Annotated in this window: 23 protein-coding genes and 1 pseudogene; 7 read left to right on the top strand and 17 right to left on the bottom strand. The window is 65.0% G+C overall.

Annotated features, from left to right (window positions below; translation table 11 throughout):
* Positions 1-14: 14 nt before the first annotated feature.
* Together ACS5PJ_RS15345 and ACS5PJ_RS15340 are read right to left on the bottom strand one after the other, a co-directional pair.
* Positions 15-1,052 carry a zinc-binding dehydrogenase gene (locus ACS5PJ_RS15345; protein ID WP_439435728.1) on the bottom strand — a complete coding sequence of 346 codons (1,038 nt, stop codon included), beginning with the start codon at positions 1,050-1,052 and terminating at the stop codon, positions 15-17.
* Between the two features lie 88 nt (positions 1,053-1,140).
* Positions 1,141-1,383: a hypothetical protein gene (locus ACS5PJ_RS15340; RefSeq protein ID WP_439435727.1), complete on the bottom strand. Its 243-nt coding sequence runs from the start codon at positions 1,381-1,383 to the stop codon at positions 1,141-1,143.
* A gap of 646 nt (positions 1,384-2,029) precedes the next feature.
* Between ACS5PJ_RS15340 and ACS5PJ_RS15335 the strand changes: the two genes are divergently transcribed.
* Positions 2,030-2,806 carry a type 1 glutamine amidotransferase domain-containing protein gene (locus ACS5PJ_RS15335; RefSeq protein WP_439435726.1) on the top strand — a complete coding sequence of 259 codons (777 nt, stop codon included), beginning with the start codon at positions 2,030-2,032 and terminating at the stop codon, positions 2,804-2,806.
* A gap of 73 nt (positions 2,807-2,879) precedes the next feature.
* Here the strand turns inward: ACS5PJ_RS15335 and ACS5PJ_RS15330 are convergent.
* Positions 2,880-3,406 (bottom strand): annotated as a pseudogene (locus ACS5PJ_RS15330) (DUF427 domain-containing protein).
* A 108-nt stretch (positions 3,407-3,514) separates the two neighbouring features.
* On the opposite strand from ACS5PJ_RS15330, the gene ACS5PJ_RS15325 reads away from it, so the two are divergent.
* Complete coding sequence (locus ACS5PJ_RS15325; protein ID WP_354148680.1) at positions 3,515-3,718, top strand: hypothetical protein; 204 nt, start codon at positions 3,515-3,517, stop codon at positions 3,716-3,718.
* A gap of 37 nt (positions 3,719-3,755) precedes the next feature.
* Here the strand turns inward: ACS5PJ_RS15325 and ACS5PJ_RS15320 are convergent, their stop codons facing one another.
* The 4 genes from ACS5PJ_RS15320 to ACS5PJ_RS15305 all read right to left on the bottom strand — a co-directional run bounded on the left by ACS5PJ_RS15320 (position 3,756) and on the right by ACS5PJ_RS15305 (position 8,433).
* The gene (locus tag ACS5PJ_RS15320) at positions 3,756-3,998 is read right to left on the bottom strand and encodes an NfeD C-terminal domain-containing protein (RefSeq protein ID WP_439435725.1); all 243 of its coding nucleotides are present in this window, start codon (positions 3,996-3,998) and stop codon (positions 3,756-3,758) included.
* A gap of 8 nt (positions 3,999-4,006) precedes the next feature.
* Positions 4,007-5,440: a flotillin family protein gene (locus ACS5PJ_RS15315; protein WP_439435724.1), complete on the bottom strand. Its 1,434-nt coding sequence runs from the start codon at positions 5,438-5,440 to the stop codon at positions 4,007-4,009.
* A gap of 413 nt (positions 5,441-5,853) precedes the next feature.
* Positions 5,854-7,302, bottom strand: a complete 1,449-nt coding sequence (locus ACS5PJ_RS15310; protein ID WP_439435723.1) for an SLC13 family permease — start codon at positions 7,300-7,302, stop codon at positions 5,854-5,856.
* 12 nt (positions 7,303-7,314) lie between these two features.
* Complete coding sequence (locus tag ACS5PJ_RS15305; protein WP_439435722.1) at positions 7,315-8,433, bottom strand: PrpF domain-containing protein; 1,119 nt, start codon at positions 8,431-8,433, stop codon at positions 7,315-7,317.
* 240 nt (positions 8,434-8,673) lie between these two features.
* Here ACS5PJ_RS15305 and ACS5PJ_RS15300 point away from each other — a divergent pair, with 240 nt between their 5' ends.
* Both ACS5PJ_RS15300 and ACS5PJ_RS15295 read left to right on the top strand, forming a co-directional pair.
* Positions 8,674-9,612: a LysR family transcriptional regulator gene (locus ACS5PJ_RS15300; RefSeq protein WP_439435721.1), complete on the top strand. Its 939-nt coding sequence runs from the start codon at positions 8,674-8,676 to the stop codon at positions 9,610-9,612.
* 54 nt (positions 9,613-9,666) lie between these two features.
* Complete coding sequence (locus tag ACS5PJ_RS15295) at positions 9,667-10,131, top strand: DUF8821 family protein (protein ID WP_439435720.1); 465 nt, start codon at positions 9,667-9,669, stop codon at positions 10,129-10,131.
* On the opposite strand, the gene ACS5PJ_RS15290 is transcribed toward ACS5PJ_RS15295, so the two are convergent.
* The 3 genes from ACS5PJ_RS15290 to ACS5PJ_RS15280 are packed head-to-tail and all read right to left on the bottom strand — an operon-like array spanning position 10,104 to position 14,346.
* A complete protein-coding gene (locus ACS5PJ_RS15290; RefSeq protein WP_439435719.1) occupies positions 10,104-11,633 on the bottom strand; it encodes a carboxyl transferase domain-containing protein in 1,530 nt (509 codons plus the stop codon). The genes ACS5PJ_RS15295 and ACS5PJ_RS15290 overlap by 28 nt on opposite strands.
* A gap of 2 nt (positions 11,634-11,635) precedes the next feature.
* Positions 11,636-12,895, bottom strand: a complete 1,260-nt coding sequence (locus ACS5PJ_RS15285; RefSeq protein WP_439435718.1) for a CaiB/BaiF CoA transferase family protein — start codon at positions 12,893-12,895, stop codon at positions 11,636-11,638.
* A 50-nt stretch (positions 12,896-12,945) separates the two neighbouring features.
* Positions 12,946-14,346 (bottom strand): SLC13 family permease, encoded by a 1,401-nt coding sequence (locus ACS5PJ_RS15280; protein WP_439435717.1) that lies wholly within the window; start codon positions 14,344-14,346, stop codon positions 12,946-12,948.
* A gap of 119 nt (positions 14,347-14,465) precedes the next feature.
* On the opposite strand from ACS5PJ_RS15280, the gene ACS5PJ_RS15275 reads away from it, so the two are divergent.
* The 3 genes from ACS5PJ_RS15275 to ACS5PJ_RS15265 all read left to right on the top strand — a co-directional run bounded on the left by ACS5PJ_RS15275 (position 14,466) and on the right by ACS5PJ_RS15265 (position 16,644).
* Complete coding sequence (locus ACS5PJ_RS15275) at positions 14,466-15,173, top strand: FadR/GntR family transcriptional regulator (RefSeq protein ID WP_439435716.1); 708 nt, start codon at positions 14,466-14,468, stop codon at positions 15,171-15,173.
* A gap of 175 nt (positions 15,174-15,348) precedes the next feature.
* Positions 15,349-15,855: a flavin reductase family protein gene (locus ACS5PJ_RS15270; protein WP_439435715.1), complete on the top strand. Its 507-nt coding sequence runs from the start codon at positions 15,349-15,351 to the stop codon at positions 15,853-15,855.
* 90 nt (positions 15,856-15,945) lie between these two features.
* Complete coding sequence (locus tag ACS5PJ_RS15265) at positions 15,946-16,644, top strand: LmeA family phospholipid-binding protein (RefSeq protein WP_439435714.1); 699 nt, start codon at positions 15,946-15,948, stop codon at positions 16,642-16,644.
* 4 nt (positions 16,645-16,648) lie between these two features.
* On the opposite strand, the gene ACS5PJ_RS15260 is transcribed toward ACS5PJ_RS15265, so the two are convergent.
* The 7 genes from ACS5PJ_RS15260 to ACS5PJ_RS15230 all read right to left on the bottom strand — a co-directional run bounded on the left by ACS5PJ_RS15260 (position 16,649) and on the right by ACS5PJ_RS15230 (position 21,811).
* Positions 16,649-17,482 carry an urease accessory protein UreD gene (locus ACS5PJ_RS15260; protein WP_439435713.1) on the bottom strand — a complete coding sequence of 278 codons (834 nt, stop codon included), beginning with the start codon at positions 17,480-17,482 and terminating at the stop codon, positions 16,649-16,651.
* A 122-nt stretch (positions 17,483-17,604) separates the two neighbouring features.
* Positions 17,605-18,222 carry an urease accessory protein UreG gene (gene ureG / locus ACS5PJ_RS15255; RefSeq protein WP_439435712.1) on the bottom strand — a complete coding sequence of 206 codons (618 nt, stop codon included), beginning with the start codon at positions 18,220-18,222 and terminating at the stop codon, positions 17,605-17,607.
* 12 nt (positions 18,223-18,234) lie between these two features.
* Positions 18,235-18,900: an urease accessory protein UreF gene (locus ACS5PJ_RS15250; protein WP_439435711.1), complete on the bottom strand. Its 666-nt coding sequence runs from the start codon at positions 18,898-18,900 to the stop codon at positions 18,235-18,237.
* Positions 18,901-18,908: 8 nt separating this feature from the next.
* Positions 18,909-19,394 (bottom strand): urease accessory protein UreE, encoded by a 486-nt coding sequence (gene ureE / locus ACS5PJ_RS15245; RefSeq protein WP_439435710.1) that lies wholly within the window; start codon positions 19,392-19,394, stop codon positions 18,909-18,911.
* A 21-nt stretch (positions 19,395-19,415) separates the two neighbouring features.
* Positions 19,416-21,173 (bottom strand): urease subunit alpha, encoded by a 1,758-nt coding sequence (gene ureC, locus ACS5PJ_RS15240; RefSeq protein ID WP_439435709.1) that lies wholly within the window; start codon positions 21,171-21,173, stop codon positions 19,416-19,418.
* Positions 21,170-21,499, bottom strand: coding sequence for an urease subunit beta (locus tag ACS5PJ_RS15235; RefSeq protein ID WP_439435708.1), 330 nt, complete (start codon positions 21,497-21,499; stop codon positions 21,170-21,172). The genes ureC and ACS5PJ_RS15235 overlap by 4 nt, the downstream gene beginning before the upstream one ends.
* Before the next feature lie 9 nt (positions 21,500-21,508).
* Positions 21,509-21,811, bottom strand: coding sequence for an urease subunit gamma (locus ACS5PJ_RS15230; protein ID WP_367766271.1), 303 nt, complete (start codon positions 21,809-21,811; stop codon positions 21,509-21,511).
* Between the last annotated feature and the right edge of the window lie 184 nt (positions 21,812-21,995).

The raw sequence follows: 21,995 nt of genomic DNA, 5'->3' as shown, positions 1-21,995 counted from the left end.
TGGGGGTGGTTCGCTTACGGGCGGACGAGGACTTTGAGGGATTCGCGGGAGTCCATGGCGCGGTAGCCTTCGTGAACGTCGTCGAGGCTGATGGTGCGGTCGAAGACCCTGCCCGGGTTGACTGTGCCGTCCAGGACACCGGGCAACAGCGTCTCAATGTAGGCGCGGACGGGTGCGGGGCCGCCGGTGAGGGTGATGTTGGGGCCGAACATCGAGCCGAAGCCGATGGGGGCGTCCTCGTACTGGGGCACGCCGACGCGGCTGATGACCCCGCCGGGGCGGATCACGCCGAGCGCCTGGTCGTAGGCGGGGCGGTGTCCGACGCATTCGAGGACGGTGTGGGTGCCGTCGCCGCCGGTGAGTTCCCGGACCTTCTCGATGCCGGCCTCGCCGCGTTCGGCCACGACGTCGGTTGCGCCGTATTCGATGCCGAGGTCGGTGCGTGCTTTGTGCCGTCCCATCAGGATGATCTGCCCGGCACCGAGCAGTCTGGCCGAGAGCACGGCCATCAGCCCTACGGCCCCGTCGCCGATGACCGTGACGCTGGTGCGGTTGTTGACGCCTGCCTTGAGGGCGGCGTGGTAGCCGGTGCCGTAGACGTCGGACAGGGTCAGCAGGGAGGGCAGCAGTTCGCTGTCCTCGCCCACGGGGGCCTTGACCAGGGTGCCGTCGGCGAACGGGACGCGGACAGCTTCTGCCTGGGCGCCGCCGATCCCGCCTGAGGCCCAGAACCCGCCGTGCCGGCAGGAGGTCTGCAGGCCTTCACGGCAGAAGACGCAGGTGCCGTCGGACCAGGCGAAAGGGGCAATGACAAAGTCGCCCTTTTTCAGGGTTGAGACGTCTTTGCCGGTGTCCTCGACGACGCCGATGAACTCGTGGCCCATCGGGGAGCCCTGATGGGACTTAGGCATGCTGTGGTAGGGATGCAGGTCAGACCCGCAGACGCAGGACCTGACAATCCGGACCAGTGCGTCGGGGGGGTCCTGCAGGATCGGGTCGGGCACGTTCTCCACCCGCACATCACCGGCGCCGTACATAAAGGTTGCCCGCATCTGAATTCTCTCCGTTCGGTGGTTTATGAAAAGGTTCCAGGTTCCACTGCTTAGGTAACAGCAGAAAGGTTCCCGTGAACAGGTACTGTCAGGGCCTGTTTCGGGAGTTGCGCCGGACCGCGCGTTCGCCGGGAACGATGAGGACCAAGGCCACGAGCAGCGCGGCTGCCGGCATGATCGATCCGCCGGTGATCACCAGGGGAAGCGCGACGGTCCCGGCGAGTGAGCCGGCGTTGGCTGAGACCGCCACCAGCACGCCGACGCCCAGGGACAGGCCCAGCTCCGCCTTGGGACGGAACCAGGTGGGAGGCACGGCTGGGGTGGTGTTCACGGATGTCCTTCTGACGTGGCGGATCGGAGGCAGCTTCCCGCTGGCCTGCTTTACCAAGCCCACCACCTTGGAAGAAACTGCGGGAGTGCCTGCTGTTCCCTGTACTGGCAGGTCCTCCCGGCACAGCCGGAAACGTCGGCCGCGACGTCGTCGCGGAAGCAGTACGCCAGGGTTGCCAGAGGCGGGCCCACACGATCATCCGGCCCGGCTGGTTCGACTACAACGAGGACGACCACCTGACGTTCGAAGGTGTGGCAGAGCGCTGGCCGGAGCCAAAGGACCTGGATCCTGTCTTCGGAGCCTTGGACAAGAACCCGGCCGGGTCCTTCGACGGGGGACGGGACCATACGAAGACCCGCTGAAGCCGAACCGGAAAGTGTCCGCGGGGACCTCAGTGCGCTGACGGCGAAACCTTTGCGGCGGTAGTCGATGTAGTGCTGCACCGATGCTTTCATCGGATTACGTACGCATCGGCATGCCCCGCGACGACCAGCATATCCGCGAGCGCGATCGGAGCGGGCGTTCAGCGGTGCAGGGCGATGAGTGCGAATGCATAACCGCCCGGTCGACTGCCACCATCCAAGGCGGGGAGGAAGGCCTGAAACGTGCTGGGCGTAGGGTGGAAGTTGGACGAAAGGAACACTTCATGAAGAAAATCCTCATGGTACTGACCAGCGTTTCCGAGATCGGCGATACCGGAGAGAAGACCGGCTACAACGTGGCCGAGGCTGCACATCCCTGGAAGGTCTTCAAGGATTCCGGGCATTTCGTCGACTTCGCGTCCATCAAGGGCGGCCAGCCCCCGCGCGACAAGGTGGACTCAGGAGATCCCATCCAGGTCGCTTTCACGGAGGACGAGACCACGCGTGCGGGCCTCTACAACACTGCCCGCGTGGACGTCGTGGATCCCGAACAGTACGACGCCGTCTTCCTCGTAGGCGGTCACGGCACCATGTGGGACTTCCCGGACAGCGAAGGCCTGCAGAATCTCGTGGCCAGCGTTTACAACGCCGGCGGCGTAGTGGGCGCGGTCTGCCACGGGCCGGCCGGGCTGCTGAACGTTGAGTTGGCCAACGGCTTCCGCCTCGTCGAGGGCCGGAAGGTGGCTGCCTTCACCAACGACGAGGAGGTCGCTGCAGGGAAGGACAAGGTTATCCCGTTCTTCCTGGCAGACCGGCTTGAGGAGCAGGGTGCCACCCACGTCTCCGCCGGTGTCTTCGAGGAAAAGGTGGTGGTGGACGAACGGCTGGTGACCGGCCAGAACCCGGCCTCAGCCGCCGGGGTGGCCAAGGAAATGGAGAAGCTCCTGGCAGAGGTCATCCACCAGGAAAAAGCCGAGGAGCAGCACGAGACCGAAGCCCTGCGTGCCGCGAAGGACGCCGAGAAAAACGCCAAGAAGGCTGCCGCAGAAGCGGAGCACTGACACCTGCAGCGCGCGGAATCCGGCGGCCGCCCCTACGACGGGGCGGCCGTCAGTTTTTCGTACGTGGGCCGTGCTACCACCCGGCAGTGCCCGGGCCACCCTTGAACGGACCAACGATCTGCCTGGTGATCCAGCCGCCGTAGAAGTCACCGTCCTGGGAGGTCACCTGCTCGCCGTTGACTTCGCAGGAGTCCATGAGACCCGGGTAGAGGGCAACCCGGGTTCCAAGCGCCTCGAAACCCGGGGTGGGTTCCGGGTAGGTCCAGCCGGCCCGGGGAACGACCACTCCGCCGGCGACGACGTCGAAGTAGTGCGCTGCCCCTTGAACTCGCAGAAAGTGGTGCGCCCGACAGGGACAAGTACCCCGGAAGGGAATGAGTCCAACGGCAGGTAGTAAACAGGCGGATGACTTGTCTCCAGGACGCGCACTGACTCGGTGGTGTCCGCAATCACCTGCCCGCCAGCCCGCACGATGATCCGTTCGGCCCGCGGCTCGACCCGTGGCGGCCGCGGCTAGTCCCACACCGATTCCTGGCCGGCCTCGGGTTTGATGGGCCGGGGACGCCGGAAGAAGCCGGAAAGGCCGTGAACGGGTGTCATCCCCCCATGTTGCCACTTTCCGATGCCATGCCGAAGTGTTGAATGCTCCGCAGGATTCGAAGATTCTTTTCAGGAGTAGGGTTTGCGGTAGTCGACGAAGGGGTCAACATGAGCTACAAATTTCGAACCGTCCGGGTTCGCGGTACAGAGCTTGTTGGAACAATTGCCAGGAAGCATGGAAGCGCTGCTGAAATCTACGAGACCTCCAAGGACCCGAGCACATCCGTGGTTCCGGTGTTCTTTGAGGCGACGGGCGAGGTCCGTTTTTTCGACAGGTCGGTGCTGGAGGACGTCGTGGCGCCTGCCGGCTAGCCGCGGCAGTTTACCCGGGCCAGGGTCGGCGCCCTGCTCATTCGGGATGCCTCAAGACATCCGGCAGTTCGTCCACGAACACCGTTTGTGGCGGCTCGAAGTAGATCACCAGCACCTCATCACCCACTGCGAAGTTGCTTGTCCTGTCGAACGGGTGGGCGTGAAAGGCCATGGTGCCGCCAAGGTAGGGCAACATGACTTCGCCGATGGTGCCGGGCCCGATGTGCCCGGTCACGCGCCCGATCTTTCCTGTCAGGCTCCGGTCAACTTCCCTGTGCATCCGGTTCCCTATTCTCCGGGCGCCTTGGCCGGCGGCTTGGCCTGCGGGCCTTTCTTGAGCGCGGACGCGAGAGCGGGGAGGTAGTCGCCGGCTTGAGCGAGGATTCCGCCGAGCATCTTGTTGACGCCTTCGCCGCCGTTCAGGACGGTCATCTGTCCCACGTGCGAGAACGGCTCCGCCGCTGCGGCAATGATCGCGGGCATGTTTTCGGCGAGCTGCTGGGAAATCACTGCATCCTGGTTGGTCCCCAAGGCTTCGGCCCGGGCCTTGATGCCGTCCGCCTCGGCCAGCGCTTTGGCCTTGATCGCAGAGGCCGCAGCATCACCCTTGGCCTTGGTGGCCGCAGCTTCGGCCTCGCCGGTGACCTTGGTGGCTCCGGCGGCGGCAGCCGCGGCGGTGGCATTTGCCTGGGCCTGCAGTTCGGTCCGGCGGGCGTTGGCCTGGGCCTCAAGCTCGGTGCGGCGTGCCAGGGCCTCGGCGGCGCTGATGTCCGCCGCTTTCTGGCCTTCGGCGTCGGTTCGTTTGGCGTAGGCTTTCGCGTCTGCCGGTTTCCGGACGGTGGTCTGCAGTTTCTGTTCTTCCCTGTCCGCCTCGAGCTTGGCGACCTCGGTTTCCTGGACCACCACCTGCTGCCGCGCAGTGGCGTCGGCCAGGGGGCCGGCCTGGGCGGCGTTGGCCTTGGCACGCTCGGCGTTGGCCTGCGCCACCGACTGCCTGATTGCTGAGACGCTCTGCGCGTCTGCGATCAGCGCTGCAGCCTCCGCTTCCTTCTCGGCCGCTTCACGGTTGCGGGTGGCCTCGGCGATGCGGGCCTCCATCTTCACCTTGGCGATGTGCGGCTTTGCGATGTTCTGGATGTATCCCGTAGGGTCCTGCAGATCCTTGATCTGCAGCGAATCCACCACGAGTCCCAGCTTTTCCATCTCCACGCCGCTGGCACTGCGGACCTGCGAACCGAGCTTGTCCCGCTCGCGGATGATCTCCTCCACAGTCATGCTGCCGATGATGGAGCGCAGGTGGCCCTCAAAGACGTTGTACACCTGGCTTTCCATTTTGGGCTGCTGGCCCAGGAAACGCCGGGCCGCATTGGCTATAAAAGGCGGGGCATCGCCGATCTTGTAAATGACCACACCCTCCACGATCACCTGGATGCCCTGCGAGGTGACACAGGAAACTTTGAGCTCGGTTTCGTTCAATGTAAGCGACAGGGTCCGCACCGTCTGGAGGCCGGGAAAGACCAGTGCGCCCTTACCCGTGACGATTTTGAAATCCATCCCGGCCCGGGTTTCAAGGGTTCCACGGGTCAGCCCGGAGATGATGAGGGCCTCGTTGGGTTCAGCGACCTTCCACATCAGTTTTGTTGCGAGCCAGATAAAAGCAACGGCAAAAAGTACGCCCAGAATGATCGCAATCAGCGGAAAGAATGCTGAGAAGTCCGGCATGACCAGGTCCTTTCAACGGTCTGGAACAGGCATTTCGGTAAAGCCCCAATAAATGCAGCTGTCCATTCCCGACCCGTCGAAATACGGGCAACTCCGGCCTGCCGGGCCAGCTGTTGTAGTCAGTCTGATTGGGCCCCGCCCAGGAGTCCAGAGCCTGGCTGATATTTGCCTGCGGCAACGGAACCGGGCGCCCGACGGCGGTACGGGGATTACGTCGTCGGGCGGCGTCGGGTGCCCGCTCGCCCGACCCTGACGGCGCGCCAAGAGCCGCTCCCGGCAGCTTTAAAAATGCGGCGGCGAAGAACTGAAGACGCCAAAGGCAGGGCCGCCGTTCATTCCGGCGGGCCCTGCCTTGGTGCGGAGCGACGTCAGGTTGCGCGCCCGTCTGCCGGGCCGCCGTCGGACGCCAAACCCTACATAATGCCGGTGGGTACCAGCAGGGCCCAGGCCAGCGCGGGAGCTGCCAGTACCACTCCGCCGGCGTACATCATCAGTTGCTTGTAGACGCGCTGGCGGTCGTCTTCACGTGCGTTGGCGACAACCAGTGCGCCGTCGGTGGAGAAGGGGGAGACGTCCACCACCGTTGCGGCAATGGCGAGTGCCGCGACGGTTCCTGAGGCGCTGAGCGAACTGGAAGCCAACAGGGGACCGGCAAGCGGGATGAACGCGGTCAGCAAAGCCGTGGACGACGCGAATGCGGAGCCGACACCAATCACGTAGCAGAGGACCAGCGCGATCAACAGCGGCGCACCCAGGGCAAGGGCCTGCTCGGCGAGGGTGTCGATGACGCCGACATGCTGGAGCAGGGAGACGTACGTGATCATGCCGGCCACCAGAAGCACGGTGGACCAGGAGACACCGCCGATGAACGTCCGGTGTTCCTTGATGTTGACCAGCGCCAGAAGGAGCCCGGCGGAGAGGGCAACGAAGCCGATCGGCATGTGGAAGCCCAGCGTGCACACGAGCATTGCAGCGATCAGCAGGAGGGTGAGGATTTGCTGGCCGTGCGGGCGGCTCGTGCGGGGCTCGTCAAGGCCGGTATGGTGGCCGCCGTGGCCGTCCTTCAGCTTGCCCAGGAGCGCAAACAACAGCACTGTCAGTGCCGACAGGATGAGATTGAGGGCGAAGCTCGCTGCGAACAGTCCGCCCTGGGAGATGGGGAAGCCGTTTTCGAGCGCGATGTCGTGAACCAGGACGCCGGCCACGGAGAGGGGGGAGAACCCTCCTGCGTGTGCTCCGTTGATGATGAACGCACCCATGAGTACGGGATGGATGCGCGATTCGTAGGCGAAACCGAGGGCTGCGGGTGCGAGGAGCGCGACGGCGGCGGGGGAGAAGGTGCCCAGGGACGTCAGCGCTGCGGCAATGAGGAAGAAGACCCAGGGGAGCAGCAGTGTTTTACCCCTGACGAGGCGCACGCAGGTTTGGACGATGATGTCGATGGTCCCGTTCCGCTGCGCCATGCTGAAGAAGTAGGTGACCCCAATGATCGTCAGGACGATGCTCGCGGGGAATTCCTTGAGGATCTCCTTGTCGGTCATTCCAAGCATGAAGTACCCGACGCCGAACGACGCCACCAGGCCCATCACGCCGATGTTCAGCGGCCATTTCGTGGCGACGACGAACATCACGACAAGTATGACCAGCGGGATGATCTGTGTAACGGTCATGGCCGGCTCCGATTCCGAGGTGGCCGCCGGGTTGAAGATGGCACCCCCGAACACGAGGGCGGCCAGACCCAGGATCGCGATCGCGGCTACCGTTATCAGCAGGATACGGCGGCGACGGTCCGGACGCCTGGCAGGGGCTTCGCCGGTTTCGCTACCGGCCTTCGGATCGGACTGGTAAATGGTCTTAGTCATGGTCTTGGCTCCTCATTGAGTGGCTGATGCCAGGGAGGCTTCGACGGCTGTGCCGAGAGCTTCCGGAATATGGATGATGCTGGTGGCGATGGTTCGGGCTGTTCGGTCGACGCCGACCAGCTGTGACCCGTCGCGGTGCTCAACCCAGGTCTCGATCACCCCGGCCGGTGTGCGCAGTCTGAGCGTGGGTCGCGGGTTGGGGCCTGTGATGCTGTTGAGAACCGTGCCCGGCGTCCGGGCGGCCAGTGTCAGTGCGATGCTGCCGGTGATGGCCAGCGCGGGGTGGGGCTTGCCCATCGAAAGCATCATGACGTTGACGTCGCTGTCCGGGTCCAGCTGTGTGGGGGAGGCGACTATCGCGAGCTTCGGGATGGCACGGGCAGCTGAGGCGATGGTGGGCGCCAGCCCCATCCGGACGGCCGCCTGCCGGCGGATGTGATCGAGGGTTTCCAGCTGCAGTTCCACTCCGGAGGCCCAGCTGTCATATCGGGAAGGGTCCAGGCCCAACTCCTCAGCGCGGACGATGACTACCGGCGCTCCGGCGTCGACCATCGACACGGTCCAGCGGGTTCCGCCGGCAAGTATCGTGTCGGTTGCGGCGCCGGTGGGCAGCAGCTTGCCGGTGGTCCTGCCGGCCGGATCCTGGAAGCCCAGGCCGACCCGGTAGCCGGGAAACGCAACCCCGGGCATCCGGGCATCAGGAACGATGGGCAGGGCGCCGGCGGGGGTGGAGACCCGCTGGATGATGATCTGGCCGGTGTTCGTGTTGCGGGTAACGATCCTCGTGACGTCTCCATGCGGGACGACCCAACCTTTTTCGATCGCGTAAAGCCCTACAACCGCAGAGCAGTTCCCGCAGTTGCTGCCCCAGTCCACTTCGGCCTCTTCGATGCCGACCTGGGCGAAGGTGAACTCGACGTCGACGCCCTCCTCGGCCGGCCGGCGAAGGATCATGGCCTTGCTGGTTGTCGACGTTGCACCGCCGACACCATCAATCTGCCGGGAGTCAGGGCTCCCGAACAGCCGGGGGAGCAACTCATCAAGGCTGGTGCGGACCTGATCCAGGTGCTCCGTTTCGAAGACCCAGCACTTGCTGGTGCCTCCGCGCATCCATTCAGCTTCTATCTTCATCGTGTTCCCTACATCTCCCAGGGCCATGCAGATTCTTCAGGGCCTGGTAAAAGAATGAGCGGGATCACAAATGAAGACAATGTTCAATTACTGTGGGGGGATGTAGGGATGCTTAATTCAGCGCCGTCAGAGCCTTAATTGCCGTCCTTGGCGGGCATCTTGGGGCGTTCAGTGCCCGGATCGGCCCCGTTGCGCCGCGAGGCTGCATAGAATGAATGAAAAAGACAGAAGGGTGAAGCGATGCTTAAGGATGACGATCAAAATTTATTCGACATCCGGCGGTTGGCGCTGTTGGTTGAGGTCGTCGAGCAGGGATCGATCACGGCGGCGGCGGAGCTGATGATGTACACCCCGTCGGCGGTTTCCCAGCAGTTGCGGAAGCTCGAGCAAGAGGTGGGGCAGCCGCTGCTGAACCGCCGCTCCCGCGGCGTTGTACCAACAGAGGCCGGTCAGGTGCTTGCGGGACACGCCCGCAAGATCATTGGCCAGATGCGCGCAGCCCAATCCGACCTGGACCAGATTGCCGGTCTCAGGCGCGGATCTCTGACCGTGGGTACATTTCCTACGCTTGCCGGGTCGTTCCTGCCTGTCGTGATCCGCGCGTTCAAGAAGCGATACCCGGCGATCGGCCTCTCGCTGCGCAGCGCACGCTTTGACGAACTTGTCTCGGACCTCGAGTCCGGAGTCACCGGCCTGTGCCTGCTGTGGGATTATCCCTGGAACCGATTCCACGACGACTCAATCCGGGTCACCGAAGTCTTTCAGGAAAGCACCGTGATCCTGGTGGCCAAGGGCCACCCGCTCGCCGGCCGTGATGAAGTGAGGATGGAGGATCTGCGGAAGGAATCGTGGATAGTCCGTGCGGAGGCGCACCCGGTGGTGGAGGTCCTGCAGCGCTCCGCCCACGACGCTGGTTTCGAACCGACCATCGGCTTCCTGGCCAATGACTACCAAGAGGCGCAGGCCATGGTCAGCGTCGGAATGGGAGTGGCCATGGTGCCCAAAACTGCCGTGGCCCTTCAGCATCCTGACGTGAGGGTGTTGAGCCTCGGCGATGCCGCCCCGCTGCGAAGGGTGTTGCTGGCCCAGCGCCAGGACAAGGTCTACGCCCCGGCAGAGGTCGCCTTCCACACAACGCTGCTTGAAATCGCCCGTGAGCGGGCCGGTGATTACCTCTAGCCAGCGTGCCCTCACGTTATCGTTGGTCCACTACATCTCACCAGGAGCACGCACATGCCGTACGTTGTTGACTTCAAAAACGTTTCTACCGTCGGGCTGGAATCGTCGCCGGTCGCCGAGGCCCTCGCTGGGCTACGCGCCAACGAGGGCCGCTATTACCACACCAAGTACGGCCACGCCTTTACCGTTCGCCCTGCCACCGAGGTTCCGGAGGTGGTGGACCGCGTAACCCGCATCCTCAAGAACGAGCGCGACATCGTCATCGGCTCCCGCCCGCTGGAGGCAACCGCCTTCGAAGTGGACGGTCTGCGCATGGATTACGTGTTCTACGAATCGGGCCTGGCGATCAACGTCATGTACAGCATCGAGGACGGCGGGAAGCGGGCGGTCGGATTCAAACTGTCCGAAGGAATGGAGATCCCGGAGGAACTGGCAGCACGCTTCAAGTTCGCCCGCCAGAAGTCAAAGCTGGCAGGCGTCATCCGCGGCTCCTACTTCGTCATCAAGGGCGAGTACTGATCCCCCAGCCTCCTGTACTTGGCCAGCCGTTGCGGCAGCAGTCTGTTGATCCCGGCACTGGACAGCGTGGCGAGTTCGTATTCGATGGCCTGTCCCATGCGCAGGCAGAACGCTTTGGGCTCCTGTGACGCGTCGGGGCGTTCGTCCACGATGTGCTCAACAAGGCCGTTGGCGTAAAGGGATGCGACGTTGACCCCCTGGGTTTCGGACATTGCCGGCGCGTGGTCAATGTTCCGGTGGACGATGGCGCTTGCACCTTCGGGGGGCAGCGGTGAGAGCCACGCGTGGTGGGCGGCGATGGTGCGGTCCGCGGGAAGGAGCGCCAGCGCCCCGCCGCCGGCGCCCTGGCCCAGCAGGACAGAGAGCGTGGGGGAGTTCAGCCCGATGAGATCGTGCAGGGAACGGGCGATTTCACCCGCGAGCCCTCCTTCTTCCGCCTCCTTGGAGAGAGCCGCGCCGCTGGTGTCGATGACGGTCAGCAGCGGAAGCCCCAGTTCCTCGGCCAGGCGCATGCCGCGGCGGGCCTCACGGAGGGAAGCAGGTCCCATTGCTGTCTGTTCCGAAGGCCGGGGCCTGGTGTGGCCGATGACGACGCAGGACTCCTGGCCGAAGCGCGCCAGGGCGAGCTGAAGGCCTGGGTCTTTTTCGCCCTGCCCGGTGCCGTTGAGCGGCAGAACGTCCCTTGCGCCGTAGGCGAGCAGCTGCCGCAGGTCCGGTCGCCGCGGATTACGGGAGATGCCTATCGATTCCCAGGCGCTGGCGTCGGACGGCCTGACCGAAAGGGTCCTCGGCGGCGCCAGGTCCCGGTGCGGGCCGGTGACCAGGATGCTCAAGGCGCGGTCGACGACGTCGGACAGCTGACCGGGCGGGACCACGGCATCGATCAGGCCCTTGTCGAAGAGGTTTTCGGCGACCTGGACGTTCTCCGGGAACGGTGTGCCGTTGATCGCCTCGTAGACGCGGGGGCCGAGGAAGCCGAGCAGGGCACCGGGTTCGGCGACCGTGATGTGCCCCAGGGACCCCCAGGAGGCCATGACTCCGCCCGTTGTGGGGTGACGGAGGTAGACCAGGTAGGGCAGCCCTGCCTGGCGGTGGGCGCGGACAGCCGCGCTGATTTTCACCATAGACAGGAAGGCGATGGTTCCTTCCTGCATGCGGGTGCCGCCCGACGCCGGCCCGGCCAGGAGCGGCAGGCCTTCCCGGGTTGCCCGTTCGACGGCGGTGACGATGCGTTCAGCCGCCGCCAGCCCGATGGAGCCGGCAAGGAAGCGGAATTCGCTGACGATGACGGCCACGCGCCGGCCGCGGATATGCCCTTCGCCGGTCAGGACCGACTCGTCGATGCCTGTTTTTGCACGGGCGGCCGCCAGTTCCTCGCGGTATTCGGGGCATGGATCGGGGTCCGTCACGGGAGCATCCCAGCTCCGGTACGTGCCCGGGTCCAGCACCGCGGTGATGAGTCCGGCGGCGTCCAGATGCCGCACCTTCTGCCCGGTCAGCATGGTCAGCCCCTTCCCTGCCCCGGTGCGGGAGTGACGGCGTCCGTCGCTGTTCGCACGGTTCCCGCCGGCGACAGGCCAAGCCACTGCCGGATGTGCTCCCCGTCCTGGTCCAGCAGGGGCGGTGCGGTGTGCGTCTTGAGTGTGGTTTCCGTGGTGTCGGCGTTGCTGAAGAACCGCAGCGGCGGTCCGGGCAGGCTTACGGTGCCGAGGATTTTGTGGTCGACGTCGATCATGAGCCCCTGGGAGTGGACCTGGTCCCACTCGTAGACCTCGTCCAGGGTGCGGACTTTGCCTGCCGGGATGCCGGCCTCGTTGAGTCTGGCCAGCAGCGGTTCGGCCTCGAATTCGGAGAAGGCCTGCTCCACCACGTCGATGACTTTCTGCCGGTTGCGGACCCGGTCCGCGTTCGTGGCGAATTCGGGCTGCCCGGCGTCAATTCCAAAGGCGGACGCGAAGGTGCGCCAGAGCTTCTCGCTGCCGACACTGATCTGTACGCTGCCCTGCCGGCAGCGGAACAGCCCGTAGGGGGCGATGGAGGGGTGGTGGTTGCCCTGCGCCTGGGGGACTTCGCCGGCGACTGTGGCCCTGGTGCCCTGGAAGGCATGCACCCCGATGAGGGCTGCGAGCAGCGAGGTGCGGACGATCTGGCCTTTCCCGGTCCGTTCGCGCTGAAGCAGGGCCGCCAATGTTCCGAACGCGCCGTACATCCCGGACAGCAGGTCGGCGATGGGGACGCCCACCCGCTGCGGGTCGTCCGGCCCGGACCCGGTCAGGGACATGAGGCCCGCCTCGCCCTGCAGGATCTGGTCGTAGCCGCTGCGCCGGGATTCGGGCCCGTCATGCCCGAATCCGGTGATTGACAGGATGACCAGTGCCGGGTTGAGCGCATGCATTTCCGCGGTAGAGAAGCCGAGCCGGTCCAGGACTCCGGGACGGAAGTTCTCGATCACGACGTCGGCACGTTCCAGCAGTTCGCGCAATACTCTCCGGCCGTCGTCGCTCTTCAGGTCCAGGGCGATGGATTCCTTGTTGCGGTTGCAGGACAGGAAGTACGTTGCCTGCGGGTCGTCCTCGGGGCCGACGAACGGCGGCCCCCAGCCGCGGGTGTCGTCGCCGGTGCCGGGGTTTTCGACCTTGATCACCCGGGCGCCGAGATCAGCCAGCATCATTCCGGCATGCGGACCGGCCAGGGCCCGGCTCAGGTCCACCACAAGGTAGCCCGACAGCGGGCCTTCGGTATGGATAGTCGGTTCGGTGCTCATGGTGGTAGTCCTCTGTTTCGGAGTGTAGGGCGCGGGCTGGATGGGGTGGGCTACATCCAGCCCGGGACCACCATGACCAGCCAGGCGATCGCGGGTCCGGCAGCAACCACGATGCCGCTGTAGGCCAGGATCTGCTTGTAGAACTTCTCCTTGTCCACGTCCTCGGGTGCATTCGCCAGGACCAGGGCGCCGTTGGTGGAGAAGGGAGACACGTCAACGATCGTGGAGGCTACGGCGAGGGCGGCGATGACGCCCACCGCGCCGATCTCGCCCGTGGCAAGGAACGGAACAGCCAGCGGAATGAGGGCTGCGAGGATGGCGGTGGAGGAGGCGAAGGCCGACACGATGCCGCCGATGTAGCAGATCAGCAGGGCTGCCAGCAGCGGCATGCCCAGGTGGGCTACACCGTCGGAGACAAACTTGATGGTGCCGGCTTCTTCGAGGACGCCCACGAAGGTGAGCATGCCGCAGATGAGCAGGACGGTGGACCAGCTGATCTTGTTCACCGCGCCCTTTTGGGCAGCGGGGGAGACCAGGGCAAGAATGATGGCGATCGTGATGGAGACGAAACCCACGTCCACCTTGAAGCCGAGCGAGATGACGGCGAGCGCGATCAGGCCCAGGATCGTCACGAGCTGGGGGATGTTGGCGCGTGCTTGAGTGGCAGAAGCGCCTGCTTCGTGCGCAGCCGATGTGCCCGCGCCGCCCGAGGTGCCCTTTGCCGCAACGCCGGCGGAGGAAATGTCGGAACCGGAACCCTGCAGGGTGACGCCGGCTGCGCGTGCGCCTACGCTCGCGGACATACGGGTTTCAGCCGCGCGTTCCACAACCCGTCCTGCCTTCGTGGAGCGGAACCTGTTGCCGCCGAGGACGAGGGAGAGAACAACCGCGATGGCCAGGTTGAAAAGGAAGCTGGCCAGGAAGATGGCCATGGGGCTGGCTTCCAGATCGGTCTTGGCGATGATGCCGTTGACGGTCACGCCATAGACGGCGATGGGGGAGAAGCCGCCGGCCTGGGCCCCGTGGATGACCATCATGCCCATCATGAGCGGATTGATTTTGTGTTTGGCCGCAAAGCTCAGGGCGATGGGGGCGATGATGGCGACGGCGGCGGGGGACAGTGCCCCGACCGCCGTGATGAGCGCGGTGATGGCGAACATGACCCAGGGGATGAGCGCCACCTTATTGCCCACGAGCCGGACAGCACCGCGGACCAGCAGATCAATGGTGCCGTTGTTCTGTGCGATGGCGAAGAGGTAGGTGACGCCGACGATGGTCAGGAACAGGCCGCCGGGGAAGTTGGAAAGGATGTCGTTGGTGGACATGCCGAGAACCACCGACCCCAGCAGGAACGCTCCTACGAAGGCCAGGGCCCCCATGTTGAGGGGCAGCACCGTGGCCAGCAGGAACATCGCCGCCAGGATGATGATGGACAGGACGGGAGCGGACATCTTTGTGCCTCCGGATCGAAATGGGCTGTGAAGTGGATCACTGGCCTAGCCTCCTAGACACTGGGTGTCTTTGTCAATAGTCCGGTACAGTTAAGGAACAGAGCCCCGAAAGGATGCGCATGCCAAAGCAGACAGCGACGCAACAGATCTCCCGTGTTGCGCGGCCCCGGCTCTACGAGCAGCTCGTCGAACAGATCATGGACTACATCGAGGCTGCCCAGCTGGCTCCGGGGGATACGCTGCCGGCTGAGCGTGAGCTTGCCGAACGGCTTGGCGTTTCGCGTGCCACGCTGGCCCAGGCCCTGGTGGCGCTGGAGGTGCTCGGCGTGATTGATGTCCAGCACGGTACCGGAGCCGTGCTGGTGTACCGTCCCAATGTCCCGTCCGTGATTAAGGGCCTCCGCGAGCACCGCAGCCGCCTGCCCGAAATCGTGGAGGCGCGGAGCACCCTGGAGGTGAAGCTTGCCGAGCTCGCGGCCGCCAGGCGCAGCGCCGGGGACATGAAAGCCATTGACGCAGCGCTTGAGGCGATGGCTGACGAGGTGGCGTCGGGAGCCAAAGGCGCGCACGGTGACGAATTGTTCCACCAGGCCGTGACCGCTGCCGCTCATTCTGCCGTGTTGGCCCAGCTGATGACGTTCATCGCCGGGATGGTCCTGGAAACGCGCCTGGAGTCACTGGGCCAGCCCGGGCGTCCGGAGCAGTCCCTCGCGTCCCACCGCAAGATCGCCGACGCCATCAGGGCACAGGACTCCGCGGCTGCCTCGGCAGCAATGCTGGAGCACATCGAGATGGTCTCCGACGTAGCCCTCCTCAAGAACGGCTGACCCCGTACACTGCCGCGGCACTTTGCGGCAGCGGCCGTTTTCGTTACCCCGCGCTTCGGGCCATGACCTCGCATGTCCTGCGGCGTCAGTGCGTTTCATGACCGGTTGAACCGGGCGCACCTGGGTGGTTGGTTTGGATGACCGGCTTCGAAAGGAACGAACATGACGGAACATTTTGATCTCGCCCCCCCAGCGTTTGCGACACGTCCTGGGCCACTTCGCCTCCGGGCTGACTGTGATCACAGCCGCCACTGACAACGGTCCCGCCGGCTTCACCTGCCAGTCCTTCTCGTCACTGTCCCTCGACCCGGCCCTGGTGACATTCAGTCCCGCACGCAGTTCGAGGACGTGGCCCCGGTTGCGCCAGGCGGGCCGCTTCACGGTCAATATCCTGCCCGCCGAGCACCAGCATCTGGCTGCCCGGTTCGCCCGTTCAGGCACCGACAAGTTCGCCGGCGTAACCCACTCCGCGTCGCCGCTGGGCAACCCGGTGCTGGACAGGGCCCTCGCCTGGGTGGATTGCGAGCTCAAGGATGAATACGACGGCGGCGACCACACCATCGTGGTCGGTGCTGTCCGGGCCCTTGGGGCACGCGACGGCGCTGAGCCGCTGCTCTTCTTCAAGGGCAGCTACCTGGGAGGAGCCGATGTCCGGGCCAGCCTGCTGGAGAGTGTCGCGTGAGGTAATCAAAGCCCCTTCTGCGCAGGACGTGGCTTGGCAGCGTGACGATCCGGTTTCGCGCCCTGCTCGTCGAGCCACCAGACTGTCCTCATGATGTGGATGCGTGCGAGGGACTGGCTGATCGGTGCTTTGGGGATGGTCCTCGTCCTGGGGGTAGCGCTTTCGATCCTCTGGTGGGCAGTGAGCGATCCGGCCGGTGGGGGAGAGCCAGGGGCTGCTGCGCCTTCTCCGTCGGCGAGTGCCGGGAGGCCGCCGGGGGCAGTGCCTCCCGGCGGCCTGGGCGGGGACGAAGTGTGGCTCGCAGACCTGGCGCTGGACGCCGGGACTGTGGTGGCCGCGGGCTCGACGCTCCGCGACGTCCGGGCCGTCGGGCAGGACGTGGTCACGGGGCCGGAGGGGCTGGTGGCTGCCCGGCTCGTCGTGGACGCGACCGTGCCGTTCGACGTCATCGCCGGCGAGCTTGGTAACGGGACCGTAGTCCGCGCCGCCGACGACGGCCAGGCCACGGTGGTTCGCACCGTCCAGGTCCTGGGGCGCGAAGTCCGCGTCATCGCGACCGGCACTGTCGAGGTGAAGTCCGGCAGGCTGGTTGTCGAGCCACGCTCGATCGACTTTGGTGGGCCGGACTTCCTCTCCGACGCCACTGCTGCGATAGTTCGCAGGTTCGTGACCATCGAGCACGACATCAAGGGCCTGCCCGAGGGCCTCGTACTCCAGGGCGTCACCGTGCAGGGCGACGGCTTCCATGCCAACCTCCGGGGCGAGGACGTTAATCTCGCGCCACGGTGACCGCTCAGTACTTTCTGAGGTTCAGGGGTTGCTGCCCCTGCCAGCGGTTTCGGAGCAGGGCCGTGCACGCGCCGAGCAGCCGGTTCAGTTCTTCCGTGCTGTGGGAGAGCGAGCGGAGCACCAGTCCCGTGGTTCCGGCCAGGGAGCGGGTCAGTGAAATGCCGGTGTGTGCGTTGCGGTCCGCCGTGAGGGCGTGAAGTTCGTCCGCCAGCGCCTGGTTCACGCGTGCGTCCACCACTACCAGCGAGCCCAAATGGCTGAACCCCTCCATGTAGCCCAAGCCGGTGACATCGCCGGCCGGCGGCCGGATCAGCAGGTTATCGAGGGCCAGCAGCCGACCCCCGTCTTGGTCGGTTTCCACCACGATCTCATTCCGGAGCCGAAGCTCCTCGTACCGGAACGACGCGCCGTCAGGCGACCAGCCAGGAGTGACCACCTCAGCCATGACCAGGCTCGACGACGGCCGCACCGTGATGTAAGTGTTCTGCCGGTAACTGGCCTCCCGATAGGCAATCAATTGGTCCGGGACCAGCTCCAGCCGCGCCCCCGCCCCAAGCCGCAGGGTCATCCGCTGCTCAGCAAATGACCCCGGAGTCCGGTAAATCTTCGTCGCAGACTGCGTAGTCAACAACAAACCAGCGCCCGCTTGCACCTCGATATCCAAAACAAAAAGATCCGCGCCCAGATAAGCCCCGCCAGGATTAACGAGCACATAACAAACCTGCCCGGAGTCATCAAGATAGTGAGGCCGCAGTACCCGAAGGGCCCCCTCATGGAACTGATGTGAGGCAACCGACCTCCCCCCGCGCACCTCGACGCCCAGCTCAAGCCGCCCCATAGGTGACGTACCCGCTGAGGCGGCGGAGCCGGATGTAAGGGGCCGCGGCGTGGTGGGCACCGCGAAGCGGGCACGGCCCCTTGCATCCGGTGAAGCCGCCGGTGGCGCTCCCGCCGTCGTGCTCATGAGGCCAGATCGAGCATCAGGACGTCGCGCCGCATCCAGTCGATGACGGCGTCGAGGCCTTCGTCGGTTTTGAGGTTGGTGAAGCAGAACGGTTTGGTGCCTCGGAATTCGCGGGAGTCCCGTTCCATGACTGAGAGGTCTGCGCCGACGTGGGGTGCGAGGTCGGTTTTGTTGATGATGAAGAGATCGGACTTGATCATGCCCTGGCCGGCTTTACGGGGGATCTTTTCGCCTTGGGCCACGTCGATGATGTAGATGGAGAAGTCCACGAGTTCGGGGCTGAAGGTGGCGGAGAGGTTGTCGCCGCCGGATTCGACGAAGATCACCTGAAGGTCCGGGTGCCGGGCTTTGAGTTCCTCGATGGCGGCGGTGTTCATGGAGGTGTCTTCGCGGATGGCGGTGTGCGGGCAGCCGCCGGTTTCTACGCCGATGATCCGGTCTTCGGGGAGGATGCCGTTGGCGGCGAGGATTTTGGCGTCTTCGATAGTGTAGATGTCGTTGGTGATGGCGGCCATGGAAATGTCGCGGCTCATGTGGCGGGTGAGCCGCTCCACGAGCTGGGTTTTGCCGGCGCCTACCGGCCCGCCGATGCCGATCTTGATGGGTTCAGTCATTTAGTCCTCCTGTTAGCTCATGAACATCCGGGCACGCTGGCGCTCGTGCCTCATCAGCGAAATTTCCAGTCCGGGGCTGACGGCCCCGAAGTCGTCCGGCGTCAGGTGGCCGATGCGCTCGACGGCGGCAGCAACGCCGTCGGCCGCTGTCCGCAGCAGCCGCTGCCCGGCGTTCTGGCCGAGCGGGATGGCGCGGACCGCGTTCTGTGTCAGTGACGTGACGGAGGCGAAAAGGTAGGCGGCCAGCGCTTCGTTGAGCGGCACGCCCAGGGAACGGGCGACGACGGCGAACGCCAGCGGCTGGTGCCCGGCGGCACGGCCACTGGTCACCAGGTCCCGGTACAGTCCCAGCTGCCCTGACGGAAAAACCTCAGTCCCGATCTCCAGCAGCCGCCCGCCCATCTTCACACTCGCCTCCCGCACCTCCCGAGGCAACAAAGAAGCAGACAAGTGCTCATCCAGCTCCCCAACATCCCACCCCTCGTAAAGGAACCGGATCGCCAGCCCATCAGAGTAGGAAAGCTGCTGCCCGATGAACGCCCCGAGCCACACGCCAAAAGACCCCTCATCAAAAATGACCCCGGCGTCGACGTACGTCTCGAATCCAAAGGAGTGAGCAAAAGCCCCGGTAGGTAGCGCTGAGTCACAAAGCTGCTGCAGCGCAAGCTGATAAGTCATCGACGGAACTAGTGGCTGTGTTCGGCATGGCGGAAAGGCACAGGCATGACGCGTTCCTGGCGGGTATAGGGCACTCCAACATGGCGAAGATAGTCCTCGACGGTGTGGTCGTAGGCGCACACCATGACGTCGGCCCCATACTCCGAGGACGAGTCGAAGAACTGGGCCTGCAGGTGCCGGTTGCCGAGCGAGTGTGCCACGACGCCCATCTCGTAGACGGACCGCGGTGCCACCACCAGGACGTCGGTGGGGAGCACGGAAACGACAATCATATTGGTCTCCTCGACGTGCAGGATGTCGCCGTCGCGCAGGTCGCCGGAGCCGGAGGGAAGCCGGATTCCGATCACTTTGCCGTGGTCGGTGATGACCCGCTGGATGCGCTTGACCAGCTGGGCGCTGGGAAGCACCACCTTCTCGCGATGCAGCCCGGTGTAGACGGCGAGTTCTGTTGCGGGCAGCTCGTGCAGGTTGCCGAGGACTTTTTCGATGATCACGTCAGGCTCCGGGTGGTCGGGTCAGAAGAGGAAGTAGCGCTGGGCCATGGGCAGGATGTCGGAGGGCTCGCAGGTGACTTCCTCGCCGTCCACGCTCACCTGGTACGTTTCCGGGTCCACCTGGATGTCCGGGGTGGTGTTGTTGTATTTCAGGTCCGCCTTGGTCAGTGTCCGGATGCCGGAGACGGGCCGGATGACCTTCTCGAGGCCAAGTTCCTGGGGGACACCCGCGTCGATTGCCGCCTGGGACAGGAAGGTGATGGAGGACTGCTGCACCGCCTTGCCGAATGTGGCGAACATGGGCCGCATGGTCCGCGGCTGCGGGGTGGGGATGGAGGCGTTGGCGTCACCCATCAGCGCATACGCGATCTGCCCGCCCTTGAGTACCAGCTCAGGTTTGACGCCGAAGAACGCAGGATCCCAGAGGACCAGATCGGCGAATTTTCCTTCCTCGATGGACCCGATGGAGTCCGCCATGCCCTGCGCGATGGCGGGGTTGATGGTGTACTTCGCCACGTAGCGCTTGAGGCGGAAGTTATCGCTCTGCGGACCCAGACCGTCCGCAGAACCGTGAGTGCCGCCGTCGGGATCTTCCAGGACGCCGCGCTGCTTCTTCATCTTGTCCGCCACCTGCCAGGTGCGGGTGATCACCTCGCCCACACGGCCCATGGCCTGGGAGTCGGAGGAGGTGATGGAGAAGATGCCCAGGTCCTGCAGGACGTCCTCGGCGGCGATGGTCTCGGCCCGGATGCGGGAATCGGCGAACGCCACGTCCTCCGGGATGTCCGGGTTGAGGTGGTGGCAGACCATCAGCATGTCCAGGTGCTCTTCGATGGTGTTCCGCGTGTAAGGCAGGGTGGGGTTGGTCGACGCCGGCAGGACGTTGGGCAGCCCGGCGATCCTGATGATGTCCGGCGCGTGCCCGCCGCCGGCACCCTCGGTGTGGAAGGTGTGGATGACCCGGCCGTTGATGGCGCGGATGGTGTCCTCCACAAAACCGCACTCATTGAGCGTATCGGTGTGGATGGCCACTTGGACGTCGTACTCGTCGGCCACCTTCAGGGAGGTGTCGATGGAGGAGGTGGTGGAACCCCAGTCCTCGTGGACCTTGAGCCCGATGGCGCCGGCGCGGATCTGCTCCGCAAGCGGCTCGACGGCGGAGGCGTGGCCCTTGCCCAGCAGGCCGATGTTGATGGGCAGCCCCTCGGCGGCCTGCAGCATGCGCTGGATATGCCATTTCCCGGGGGTGACTGTCGTGGCCTTGGTGCCTTCGGCGGGGCCGGTGCCGCCTCCCACCATGGTGGTCACGCCACTGGTGAGGGCGGTGGAGACCTGGTCCGGGGAAATGAAGTGGATGTGGCTGTCCACTCCGCCTGCGGTAAGAATCTTCCGCTCGCCCGCGATGATTTCGGTGCTGGCGCCGATGACGATGTCCACGCCGTCGCTGATCTGCGGGTTGCCGGCCTTCCCGATCTTGAAGATATGGCCGTCCCTGAGCGCCACGTCGGCTTTGTAGATGCCGGTGTAGTCAAGAATGACGGCGTTGGTGATGACGGTGTCCGGGACGTCGCCATCAGGACCGCCGTCCCTCGTGGCCTGGCCGTTCTGGCCCATGCCGTCGCGGATCACTTTGCCGCCGCCGAAGACGACTTCCTCGCCGTAGACGGTGAGGTCCTTCTCGATCTCGAGGAAGAGCTCGGTGTCAGCCAGCCGGATGGCATCGCCCGTCGTGGGGCCGTAGAGGTCGGCATACTGCCGGCGGGGGAGGTCGAAGCTCATGTGGCTGCTCCCTTGCCGGCATCGAGGGGGCCGTTCACGGCGTTGCTCAGGCCGTAGACTTCCCGGCGGCCGGTCAGTTCAATCAGCCGGACAGTCTTGCTGTCACCCGGTTCGAACCTCGCGGCCGTGCCTGCGGGGATGTCCAGCCTGCGGCCATGGGCGGCCCCGCGGTCGAATGTGAGCGCGCTGTTCGCCTCGGCGAAGTGGAAGTGCGAACCAACCTGCACGGGGCGGTCGCCGGTGTTGGTGACGACGACGTCGATCGCCTGGCGCCCGGCGTTCACGGTCACGGGCCCGGACCTGAGGATGTACTCACCTGGGATCATTGGCCTGCCCTATCGGATCGGATCATGGACAGTGACCAGTTTGGTGCCGTCCGGGAAGGTGGCCTCGATCTGGACGTCGTGGACCATCTCCGGGACGCCTTCCATCACGTCTTCCCGCGTGAGGACGGTGGTGCCGTAGCTCATCAGGTCAGCTACCGTCCGGCCGTCACGCGCACCCTCGATGAGTTCGTAGCTGATGATTGCCACTGCCTCGGGAAAGTTCAGCTTCAGGCCGCGTGCCTGGCGGCGACGGGCAAGGTCGGCCGCCACCACAATCATGAGCTTTTCCTGCTCTCGGGGCATGAGATGCACTGGGTTCCCTTCCATCGCCTCGCCGGAGTTTAACCAGACTAAGCCGCCCAGGTTTCCGGGGGGTTTCAGGATAGCCGCCTCCAAAACGCCGGATCTCGCTTAAGATGTAGGGCGGGCCTGTTGTTACCCCGACTCCTGCCAGGAACCGGACGGCCGCATGTCTTGGTTTGCGCCAAGCCCGGTA

Origin of the sequence: Pseudarthrobacter cremeus (assembly GCF_051857465.1) — a bacterium.
Taxonomy (GTDB): Bacteria; Actinomycetota; Actinomycetes; order Actinomycetales; family Micrococcaceae; genus Arthrobacter.
The sequence above is the reverse complement of the archived record's forward strand: the minus strand, read 5'-3'. Positions and strand labels throughout refer to the sequence as shown.

Excerpts from the sequence above, each read along its gene's own strand:
- ACS5PJ_RS15285 (WP_439435718.1), bottom strand. The coding sequence starts at position 12,895 with ATGAGCACCGAACCGACTATCCATACCGAAGGCCCGCTGTCGGGCTAC.
- ACS5PJ_RS15280 (WP_439435717.1), bottom strand. The coding sequence starts at position 14,346 with ATGTCCGCTCCCGTCCTGTCCATCATCATCCTGGCGGCGATGTTCCTG.
- ACS5PJ_RS15265 (WP_439435714.1), top strand. The coding sequence starts at position 15,946 with ATGATGTGGATGCGTGCGAGGGACTGGCTGATCGGTGCTTTGGGGATG.
- ACS5PJ_RS15250 (WP_439435711.1), bottom strand. The coding sequence starts at position 18,900 with ATGACTTATCAGCTTGCGCTGCAGCAGCTTTGTGACTCAGCGCTACCT.
- ACS5PJ_RS15275 (WP_439435716.1), top strand. The coding sequence starts at position 14,466 with ATGCCAAAGCAGACAGCGACGCAACAGATCTCCCGTGTTGCGCGGCCC.
- ACS5PJ_RS15235 (WP_439435708.1), bottom strand. The coding sequence starts at position 21,499 with ATGATCCCAGGTGAGTACATCCTCAGGTCCGGGCCCGTGACCGTGAAC.
- ACS5PJ_RS15260 (WP_439435713.1), bottom strand. The coding sequence starts at position 17,482 with ATGGGGCGGCTTGAGCTGGGCGTCGAGGTGCGCGGGGGGAGGTCGGTT.
- ACS5PJ_RS15295 (WP_439435720.1), top strand. The coding sequence starts at position 9,667 with ATGCCGTACGTTGTTGACTTCAAAAACGTTTCTACCGTCGGGCTGGAA.
- ureC (WP_439435709.1), bottom strand. The coding sequence starts at position 21,173 with ATGAGCTTCGACCTCCCCCGCCGGCAGTATGCCGACCTCTACGGCCCC.
- ACS5PJ_RS15290 (WP_439435719.1), bottom strand. The coding sequence starts at position 11,633 with ATGCTGACCGGGCAGAAGGTGCGGCATCTGGACGCCGCCGGACTCATC.
- ACS5PJ_RS15310 (WP_439435723.1), bottom strand. The coding sequence starts at position 7,302 with ATGACTAAGACCATTTACCAGTCCGATCCGAAGGCCGGTAGCGAAACC.
- ACS5PJ_RS15345 (WP_439435728.1), bottom strand. The coding sequence starts at position 1,052 with ATGCGGGCAACCTTTATGTACGGCGCCGGTGATGTGCGGGTGGAGAAC.
- ACS5PJ_RS15325 (WP_354148680.1), top strand. The coding sequence starts at position 3,515 with ATGAGCTACAAATTTCGAACCGTCCGGGTTCGCGGTACAGAGCTTGTT.
- ACS5PJ_RS15315 (WP_439435724.1), bottom strand. The coding sequence starts at position 5,440 with ATGCCGGACTTCTCAGCATTCTTTCCGCTGATTGCGATCATTCTGGGC.
- ACS5PJ_RS15305 (WP_439435722.1), bottom strand. The coding sequence starts at position 8,433 with ATGAAGATAGAAGCTGAATGGATGCGCGGAGGCACCAGCAAGTGCTGG.
- ureG (WP_439435712.1), bottom strand. The coding sequence starts at position 18,222 with ATGACTGAACCCATCAAGATCGGCATCGGCGGGCCGGTAGGCGCCGGC.
- ACS5PJ_RS15335 (WP_439435726.1), top strand. The coding sequence starts at position 2,030 with ATGAAGAAAATCCTCATGGTACTGACCAGCGTTTCCGAGATCGGCGAT.
- ACS5PJ_RS15320 (WP_439435725.1), bottom strand. The coding sequence starts at position 3,998 with ATGCACAGGGAAGTTGACCGGAGCCTGACAGGAAAGATCGGGCGCGTG.
- ACS5PJ_RS15300 (WP_439435721.1), top strand. The coding sequence starts at position 8,674 with ATGCTTAAGGATGACGATCAAAATTTATTCGACATCCGGCGGTTGGCG.